Raw genomic sequence first — 9,583 nt, 5'->3', positions numbered from 1 at the left:
AGTTCTCTTTTTCTTTTGTGTTACCTTTGTAGCAACTAAAGAAACGGATAGCAATTATAGGAGAGTTGCGCTATAGTATGAAGGATAAGATTATTATCATCCCCACCTACAACGAGCGAGAAAATGTCGCCAATATGATTACCCAAGTATTTGCTCTAGAGGGTAATTTTGAGATACTTATTGTGGATGATTCCTCTCCTGATGGTACGGCTTCCATCGTAAAAGAGGAGATGGCGAAATACCCTGAGCGTCTCCATCTGTTGGAGCGAAAGGGAAAACTCGGTTTGGGTACGGCTTATATTGCGGGCTTCAAATGGTGTCTCTCTGAGGGGTATAACTACATTTTCGAGATGGATTGCGACTTTAGTCATCCTCTAGAAGCCCTCCCTCGTCTTTATGCTGCGTGTCACGATCAAGGGTATGATGTGGCTGTGGGCTCTCGCTATGTAAAGGGTGGAGGCGTGAAGGATTGGCCTCGTAATCGTATCATGATGAGCCGCTGGGCTTCTTATTATGTCCGTTTCGTTACCTGGTTGAAGGTACATGACACTACGGCCGGCTTTGTATGTTATCGCCGGGAGGTGCTAGAGGCAATTGATCTTGATGCTATCCATTTCAAAGGCTATGCCTTCCAAATCGAAATGAAATATGTGGCAGCTTGTCTCGGTTTCAAGCTAACCGAAGTGCCCATCATCTTTATCAATCGCAAACTAGGGGTCTCTAAGATGAGTAGTTCCATCTTTGGCGAAGCGTTCACGGGGGTACTCAAGTTGCGTTTATGGCATACTTTCAAAGGATATCCGCACCGCAAAGCAAATTAAGGAACGACTGGAGGAAATATCCAAACACTACGAACTACTATGAAACAACTACTACTTAATGCTCAGATAACAAACGAAGGAAAAACTTTCTTCGGCTCTGTACTAATTGATGGGGAGCGTATTGCGGCAATTTATCAAGGGATAATGCCCCTAACAAAAATCCCCGAAGAGGCGCGTAATGCCCAGATAGAAAATTGTGAGGGGTTGTGGTTGTTTCCCGGCGTAATTGACGACCAGGTACACTTTAGAGACCCGGGGCTTACCCACAAGGGAGATATAGAGAGCGAGAGTAGAGCAGCCATAGCCGGAGGGGTAACCTCCTTTATGGATATGCCCAACACGAACCCCGCCACCACGTCGTACGATGCTCTTATGTGGAAGCGCGACCATGCGCACGAGGTCTCTTGGGCAAATTATGCCTTCTTTGTGGGAGGAACAAATAGCAATGCAGATAGCCTTTTTTCTCTAGATCCAAAGATAATCCCCGGGATTAAACTCTTTTTGGGAGCCTCCACAGGCAATATGTTGGTGGATCGTAGAGAGGCAGTAGAGACTTTTTTTGCAGAGAGCCCTCATCTCATAGCCATTCACTCTGAGTCCGAAGAGATAATTCGCCGTAATAGAGCCCTGTACGTTGAGCGTTATGGAGAGGATCCTCCTATCACTTGCCACCCCCTTATTCGTAGTGACGAGGCCTGCTACCGCTGTACGTCGGAGGCGCTCGATAGAGCTACAAAGTATGGCACTCGCCTCCATGTGTTGCATCTGAGTACAGCTAGAGAGGTAGCTCTATTCCGCCATGACCTCCCCTTAAAAGAAAAGCATATCACAAGTGAGGTCTGTGTGCATCATCTCTGGTTTACGGATCAGGATTATGCTCGTCTTGGCACACGTATTAAGTGGAATCCTGCCATAAAGACGGAAGCAGACCGACAGGCGTTGCGCCAAGGTTTGATAGACGGAGCGTTGGATATAGTAGCCACGGATCATGCCCCTCATCTTTGGCAGGAAAAAGAAGGAGGTGCTCTCAAGGCAGCTTCGGGTGGACCCCTCGTTCAATACTCTCTACTCGTAATGCTGCAACTTGCTGATCAGGGCTTGTGGTCTAGAGAGCTGGTGGGGGATAAGATGTGTCACCGCCCTAGTGACTTATTTTCGCTACAAGAGCGAGGATATATCCGCCCCGGGTACTATGCCGATCTCGTCCTTATCAATCCTCGGGAGAATACAGAGGTAAACAAAGAGGGTATTGTGAGCCGTTGTGGATGGTCGCCTTTCGAAGGTTATAGCTTCCATCATAGCGTCGAAAGTACCTATGTCAATGGGCAACGAGCTTATCACAAAGGTATATTTGAGGCAAGACCTTCGGTAAAGCCTTTGTCATTTAACCGATAATGGCTACTTTTGTAGGAGTTATACAAATCTCAAATACGTACTGTATTATGGAACAACTTGATTGGTCATCTTTGGGTTTTGGTTATCACAAGACCGACTACAACGTACGTTGCTACTACCGCGACGGCAAATGGGGAGAACTAGAAGTATCTTCCGAAGAAACGATTACCATGCACATGGGGGCAACTTGCCTTCATTATGGACAAGAAGCCTTTGAGGGGCTAAAGGCTTTCAAGGGCAAAGATGGAAAGGTGCGTATCTTCCGTATAGACGAGAATGCTAAGCGTATGATCCGCTCAGCAGAGGGTGTTGTGATGCAACCTGTACCTCAGAAACTTTTCGAAGAGGCTTGCATCAAGGCTGTTAAACTCAACGAACGTTTCATCCCTCCCTACGAGAGTGGTGCATCTCTTTACATCCGTCCTCTTCTTCTAGGGCTTGGTGCTCAAGTTGGTGTTAAGCCGGCTCCCGAATATCTCTTTATCGTATTTGTAACTCCTGTTGGTCCTTACTTCAAAGAAGGATTCAAGCCTACTCCTATGGCTATTATGCGTGGCTATGACCGTGCAGCTCCATTGGGTACCGGTACAATCAAGGTTGGGGGTAACTATGCCGCTGGTATGATTCCTACGGTACTTGCTCACGACAAGGGCTACTCTGCATGTCTCTTCCTTGATGCAAAGGAAAAGAAGTATATCGACGAATGTGGCCCTGCCAACTTCTTTGGTATCAAGAACAATACATACATTACGCCCGAGTCCACCTCTATCCTCCCCTCTATCACCAATAAGAGTTTGATGCAACTTGCTAAGGATATGGGTATGAATGTAGAGCGTCGTCATGTACCCGAAAGCGAACTTGCAGAATTCGAAGAAGCCGGAGCTTGCGGTACTGCTGCTGTGATCAGCCCTATTCTTCGCATTGACGACCTTGATGAAAACAAGACTTACCAGATCTCTAAGGATGGTAAGCCGGGTAAGCGTTGCGAAGAACTCTATAATCGTCTCCGTGCTATTCAGTATGGTGATGTAGAAGATCCTTATGGATGGGTTACTATTGTAGAGTAATAAAATCTAGACATATAGTCTGATATATACTTTGAGAGAGAGCTCGTGGGGAGACTTCCCTGCGGGCTCTTTTCTATTGAGAGTAGCAACAGATACAATTTATTTGCGTTTAGATAAAAAGACCTCAGGATATGCCTTGTTGCACTTCTGAGGTCTTGCTTTCTGAATAATCAGCTATTGCTGAATTTCCTCTATCGTTCTGTTATTTGTTCGTCCCCTTATTAGTCATAGAGATTTATATTTGACTTTAGTCCTGCTGCAGAGGTAGTATTTGAGGTTCGATCCGTGTAGAGTCCTGCACGAAAAAATACAAGGTTCAATAATGGCTTAGGCGTTCTATGTTGCCCCTCTCTCCCGGGTAGGTTTACTACATGAGTGAGTTTGACTCTTGTCAGCCCTCGTTTAGTATTTTATTTTGAAGTAGTCGAGGATGGCTTTATACTGGTCTTGTGCTGTAAGGCAGGTGTCAAGAAGATAGCCCGGGGTATGCTCCCATTCGTGTAAGCCTCGATAGTAGTACATCTTGAGTTCATCCGTGATGATAAAGGGCACAATATTGTGAGTGAGACATTCTTTGAACATAATCAATCTGCCCACACGCCCATTGCCATCTTGGAAAGGGTGGATAGCCTCAAACTTTTGGTGAAAATCGAGTATATCCTCAAGCGAAACTTGCTGTTTGCTTTTGTAGTCTCGGAGTAAAGACCGAATAGCAGAGCCCACTTTCTTGGGGGCGGTAGTTTCTAATCCCCCCACCTCATTAGGGAGCTTTTTATAGGCTCCTACTGCAAACCATGCTTTAGATGCGTCTGATGTCCCAGATTTAAGCATTAGGTGAAGCTGTTTGATCATAGCTTCAGTCAAGGGGTTGAGGGCGTGCTCTATGATGAAGTCAATACAACGAAAGTGGTTAGTGGTCTCAATAATATCATCTACTCGCACTGCCTCACCAGCTATGCCAATTGTATTCGTTTCGAAGATATAGCGCGTTTGCTCCTCAGTTAGGCGACTCCCCTCGATATGGTTAGAATTGTACGTGAGATCAATCTGTGTACGATGATAGATACCCCCTCTGAGTTGACTTTCCTTTTGCTCTCTTAATACCTTGAGTAGCGGAGAAAGCTTCATACGAGCATTCTTGCGTGGAGGAAGAGGTGCTGTTTGAGGGATACTCCACGTCTTGCCTATAAGTCGTGCTCCAGCGATCTTGCCTAGAGTACAGTAGTTTCTAACGGTTCGTTCGGAGATGCCGTGCATTTCGGCGTATTCTTTAGCAGAGAGAAAATCCATATTGACAAGACCTTAATTCTCTTGCAAAGATATTATTTTCTTGCCGTTATCGGCAAGAAAATGGGCTTCTATCTCAAATGTAAAGGGATTTCTTGCCGATAAGCCAGAGGATAGAGATAGTTGCCTAGCCCCTTTTCTCAAGAAGAGACTATTTTTGTGGCGTAAGTATTTATATTGAGTATATGGAAAGAAAATCAATACTAACGATGACTTATGAGGAAGCAAAGAGATTCTTCTTAAAAGACAAAAGTTATTGTAATATATTTGCCTCAGTATTTTTCTTTTGCAGGACTGCTAGAAGATATTGGAAATGGATAAGGTAAATCTCATATCAGATTGTTATAATGAAACGACATTGAAAGGATGTGAGAGTGTAAACCACATGTTGTTTGCAAATAAGGATGGAAAGCTATCTTGGCGACCTCCGCAAATAATACATCCATTCCTCTATGTTTTACTGGTTAGAGAAATTACAGAAAAATCCAATTGGGAGAAAATTCGTAATCGATTTCAAAGTTTTCGAGGGAACGATAAAATACAGTGCTTTAGTATTCCTGTAGTCAGTTAGATAAAGCTACACAGGTCTTTCAATGGTGGGAGAATATAGAGCAGGAGTCTATCAATCTTTCATTAGACTACAAGTATTTGTATGACACTGATATTGCAGATTGTTATGGTTCTATGTATACCCATTCGATTGCTTGGGCTGTTGAGACTCGCAGTATAGCAAAAAAACAGAAGAATGCGAATTTATTGGGGAATAAAATAGATAAGCATATTCGGGACATGCAGCGTGGGCAAACTAATGGGATACCGCAGAGGTCTGTCTTAATGGATTTTATTGCAGAAATGGTTCTTGGATATATTGACGAAGAGCTTTCGGAGAGAATCAAAGAGAACAAGATCGTTGATTACAAGGTGCTTAGGTATAGGGATGATTATAAGGTTTTTGTAAAGAACTCCAGTGATGGAGAAATGATATTGAGATTGCTTTCAGAAGTTATCATGCCTTATGGGTTAAAACTAAACTCCTCGAAAACTAGAGAGAACAGAAATATTATATCTAGTGCAGTAAAACCTGATAAATTGTCTTGGTTTCAACTCAATCAGAGCAATCTTACTTTGCAAAAGCAATTCTTATTGATTCATCAACATAGCCTTGAATACCCCAATTCTGGAAGTGTTGTTAGGGCACTAACGGAATTGAATAAGGGTATTTCTGATAAAGAGATGTCTATTCAAATTATCAGTATAACAGTTGATATAATGCTTCACAATCCCAAATCAATACCTGTGTGTTGTTCTATTATTAGTAAGATATTAAAAGGATTTGATGATGATACAATGAGGAGTATTTCCGGGAAGATATATCAATGTTTAATGGATACATCAAATTCTGGATTTGCTCAAATATGGATGCAGAGAATGTTGGAGAGGAGGAGGAGTGATTTTCAATTTGAAGAGACTTTGTGCAAGATTGTTCGGGGAGATAATACTAATATGTGGAATAGTACATGGATTTCGAGGAGAGTTTTCAAGAGAAAAATAGATTCAAAAAGAATTTTTGATAACAATCTATTTGCTGGAATGGATGATGTTATAAAAGACAAAGAGGTAAGTCTTTTCATACATTCTCTTTGAAGATGCCTAATATTCAAGAGGTGGTAATCTGTTTTTGTCTAGAGTGGTTTTGGGAGGGATTCTAGGCAGAAATGAATACAAAAATAGGCTGATAATCGGTGAATTATCAGCCTATAAATTTATACTTTTAGGGCAGGGTTTTTATCCTTTCTACCCTAGGTGGAGTTGTCTGTTGGTGGATTGGGTGGGAAGCCCCCTTCGTTGGCCAAGGTCTAGTGAACTCCCCTCTCTTTGGCAAGTGCGAATGATTCGTCAAGTCCCTTGGCTAGATCGTATTGGGGGCGGTACCCTAAGGCTAGAAGAGGAGCAATATTGCACTGCCAATTGCGTTGCTTGAGAATAGGATATTTATCTAGGTTTAGTGCAATGGGATGCCCCGTGAGTTTTCCATAGAGTTCTCCCAAAATACATGCTATATATATGATGCTGAGGGGAACTCGAACTTCGTGCACTTTGCGATGGATGTGCTTTGATGCGAAAAGGGTGAAGTCATGGTCGTCGTACGTTTGACCATCCGAAACTAGATAATTTCTTCCTTCGGCTTCGGGATGGGTCATTACGAGGAATAGAGCTTGCACTAAGTCTCGCACGTACACAAATGAGAGCTGTTGATGTTTGCGTCCTGATAGAAAACTCCAGCCCTTTTTCATGGTATCGATGGAGAGCCAATAGTCTTGGTCGCCAAAACCATATACCCCGGTAGGATTGAGGATGGTGTAGCGAAAGTCCGATTGGCGCACATAGTGCTCGGCCAGGAGTTTGCTCTTCCCGTAGAGCGTATTTGGCTCGTGTGGCATGGAGGCATCCAAGGGGTGATGGCTACGATTCTTTCCATAGCTGCCCATACTGCTCATCAATACGAATCTCTCGGGTAGGGCAGGCATGCGCTCAAGAGCCTCTAGTAGACGGCGTGTATGCTCGGCATTGACCTCTTGAAATTCTTTCTTATGGGGCGTCTTGGTAAGACCTGCGTTATGGATAACGTAGCGAAAAGGAGCTTCTGTAGATAGCGAGAGAGGAATCTTCGCAAACTGCTGCGCCATCTGATCCACAGAGTAGAAATCAACTTCCAAGAGATGGATAGGTAGCCCCTCGAAGCGCTCTCTTGCACTCTCTTTGCGTACTGCCACCCATACGTCAAAGCCCAGTTCTATAGCTTTTTCTAGGATGTATTTGCCGATAAAACCTGTTGCTCCTGTAATTAGAAGCCGCTCTTTGTATTGCCCCTCTTCTTGCAAGTTCATTTCCTTTTTAGAATAAAAAAGCCACTCAAACGAGGCCGAATAGACCTCCTTTGAGTGACATAATTAATCGTTATTCGTGAATTGATCGGAGTAGTAACAAGAGGATCTTATTTGTTCTCTGCACGTGCTTCCTTCACCGCTTCTTGGAGTAGACGGATCTTTTCGCCCACAGAGGCTAGATCTCGTTTCAAGCGTTGTTGCTTTTGCTCTATATCTCGCATCATGGAGTCGCCCCATTTAGACGATACCGAGAAGAGATCTAGATTGCCGGTAGAGGTTTGCAGCTCCTTGGACATGCGTTCGCGAGTGCGGTAGAGTCTTTCTAGCTCATCCTCTAGCTTTTTAAGGTCTCCACCCATGCTGTCTATATCCGAGGCAAAGGCTTCGAGACGGCGCTGATTGCGCTCCATTTGGAACTTTTCGTACACTTTGTCTACGGCACGATAGTAGGCGTTGTACACCTTTTCTTTGTCGCGATAAGGCACATGCCCCACAGCATTGAAACGCTCCATAAGGGCGTTAAGTTTGCTGCGCATTTCTTCTTGCGGAGTGCCTTCCTCTTCTGTTAGTGCTTCAATTTCACTAATGATTTCACGCTTCTCCTTTAGGCAAGCTACCTGCTCTGTATTGCGTGCATTGCCTTGTTTCTTACGAGCTTCGAAGAAGGTATCGCATGCTGTGCGGAAGCGAGCCCAAAGTTCATCACCTACGCGCTTGGACGAACGTCCTGCCTTTCTCCATTCCTCTTGTAGCTCTTTGAGCCTTTTAGCCGTCTTGTTCCAATCCGTACTGGTGGCAAGAGACTCTGCCTCTTCTATGATCTTGCGCTTGGTGGCATCAGCCTGATCGTATTGTTCACGTAGGGTCTGGAAGAATTGAGCCTTTGTATCAAAGAAGAAATTGCAAGCCGATCTAAAACGCTTATAGATATCATTGCTTTCACTGCGTGGAGCGTGCCCAGTTTCTTTCCATTGCTCCTGTAGCTTGAGCACTTGTTCGGTGGCACTCTTCCATTTTGAAGCGTTATTGAACGAATCGATGGGTAGCGACTCTATTGCCAAGCAGATCTCTTGTTTTGCGGAGAGGTTGGCCTCTTCTTGGGCATTTCGGTTGTCGAAAAACTCTTGACGACGCCTATTTAGGTCGTGAGATAGCTCGTTGAATCTAGCCCAAATCTCCTCACGCATAGACTTTTCTACAGGACCGATTTCTTTCCACTCGCGGTGTAGTTGCTGTAGCTCCTTGCACGCCTCTATGATGTCCTCACGAGTGCTGAGCTCCTCGGCTTGTGCTATGAGGTCTTGTTTTGCTTCGAGATTTTTGCGGAAGTCGTAGGCGCGGCTCTCTTCGTTCATCTGACGAAGGTCGTAGTACTCTTCGCGCAATCTACTATACTCGGCTTGGAGATCGTTGTACTTTGCCTCGGGCACTTGGCCAATGCTTTTCCACTTCTCCTCTAGTTCGTAGTATTGTGTACGGATGGTCGAAAAGTCGTCTTGACTCGAAACGATAGAGCGCAAAGTCTCGATGAGCTGACGCTTGAGTTCGTAGTTCTCTTCCTGCTTCTTTCGCTCTTCCTCTAGGTTTTGTTGGTAGCGAAGTCGGTAGGTCTCCAGGATATCGTGTAAGCGACTCTCGTGTAGTTTTGCCTCTTCGAGTTGGGCTTTAGCTTCGTCTGTCTCTGCGCGTTCGTATGCACTTTTCTTTCTGTCAAATCCCTTTTTTAGGGCATCAACATCACGGCGAGAGGGTAAAACTTCAGATTGAGACATCAGTGCAATTGCATCTACAATCTGAGGACAAGTCATCGCTTCTATTTCCTCGTAAGAGAAAGTTTTGTAAGCAGGACTCTCAGTGGAGTGGTCAGCTCTCTTTTCGGGAGCTTCGGGAGTAGTAGCCTCAGCAGCATCGGGTGCTGTAGTGTTGAGGTTTTTCTCTTGGGGCATCAAGTTAGTATCTTCCATACGCATTCCTTTGATGAGGCAACCCTACAACGTATAGGGATCCTCTCTCATTTCGTTTACAAATTAAGCAAATAAAAATGAGACTAAGGCCTGTCTTTTGTGAATAAAGTAGGTGCAGATTCCAGTATCAAGTGCAACGGTATGACAAAAGTAGTGCTAAT

7 protein-coding genes are annotated in these 9,583 nt (G+C 44.4%); 4 read left to right on the top strand and 3 right to left on the bottom strand.

Annotated features, from left to right (window positions below):
- The first annotated feature begins 77 nt into the window (after nt 1-77).
- The 3 genes from POREN0001_RS00105 to POREN0001_RS00095 are packed head-to-tail and all read left to right on the top strand — an operon-like array spanning nt 78 to nt 3,283.
- A complete protein-coding gene (locus tag POREN0001_RS00105) occupies nt 78-821 on the top strand; it encodes a polyprenol monophosphomannose synthase (RefSeq protein ID WP_004331978.1) in 744 nt (247 codons plus the stop codon).
- Between the two features lie 39 nt (nt 822-860).
- Nucleotides 861-2,216 (top strand): dihydroorotase, encoded by a 1,356-nt coding sequence (locus POREN0001_RS00100; protein ID WP_004331977.1) that lies wholly within the window; start codon nt 861-863, stop codon nt 2,214-2,216.
- A gap of 47 nt (nt 2,217-2,263) precedes the next feature.
- The gene (locus tag POREN0001_RS00095) at nt 2,264-3,283 is read left to right on the top strand and encodes a branched-chain amino acid aminotransferase (protein WP_004331983.1); all 1,020 of its coding nucleotides are present in this window, start codon (nt 2,264-2,266) and stop codon (nt 3,281-3,283) included.
- Between the two features lie 402 nt (nt 3,284-3,685).
- Here POREN0001_RS00095 and POREN0001_RS00090 read toward each other — a convergent pair whose 3' ends face one another.
- On the bottom strand, nt 3,686-4,573 hold the full coding sequence (locus POREN0001_RS00090) for a DNA-binding protein (protein WP_004331980.1): 888 nt from the start codon (nt 4,571-4,573) through the stop codon (nt 3,686-3,688).
- A gap of 645 nt (nt 4,574-5,218) precedes the next feature.
- On the opposite strand from POREN0001_RS00090, the gene POREN0001_RS00085 reads away from it, so the two are divergent.
- Nucleotides 5,219-6,214, top strand: a complete 996-nt coding sequence (locus POREN0001_RS00085; protein ID WP_004331982.1) for an RNA-directed DNA polymerase — start codon at nt 5,219-5,221, stop codon at nt 6,212-6,214.
- A gap of 212 nt (nt 6,215-6,426) precedes the next feature.
- Here the strand turns inward: POREN0001_RS00085 and POREN0001_RS00080 are convergent, their stop codons facing one another.
- Nucleotides 6,427-7,458 carry an NAD-dependent epimerase/dehydratase family protein gene (locus tag POREN0001_RS00080; RefSeq protein WP_040579833.1) on the bottom strand — a complete coding sequence of 344 codons (1,032 nt, stop codon included), beginning with the start codon at nt 7,456-7,458 and terminating at the stop codon, nt 6,427-6,429.
- A gap of 107 nt (nt 7,459-7,565) precedes the next feature.
- The gene (locus tag POREN0001_RS00075; RefSeq protein ID WP_004331976.1) at nt 7,566-9,422 is read right to left on the bottom strand and encodes a DUF349 domain-containing protein; all 1,857 of its coding nucleotides are present in this window, start codon (nt 9,420-9,422) and stop codon (nt 7,566-7,568) included.
- Between the last annotated feature and the right edge of the window lie 161 nt (nt 9,423-9,583).

Origin of the sequence: Porphyromonas endodontalis ATCC 35406, assembly GCF_000174815.1 — a bacterium.
GTDB classification, from domain to species: domain Bacteria; phylum Bacteroidota; class Bacteroidia; order Bacteroidales; family Porphyromonadaceae; genus Porphyromonas; species Porphyromonas endodontalis.
The sequence above is the reverse complement of the archived record's forward strand: the minus strand, read 5'-3'. Positions and strand labels throughout refer to the sequence as shown.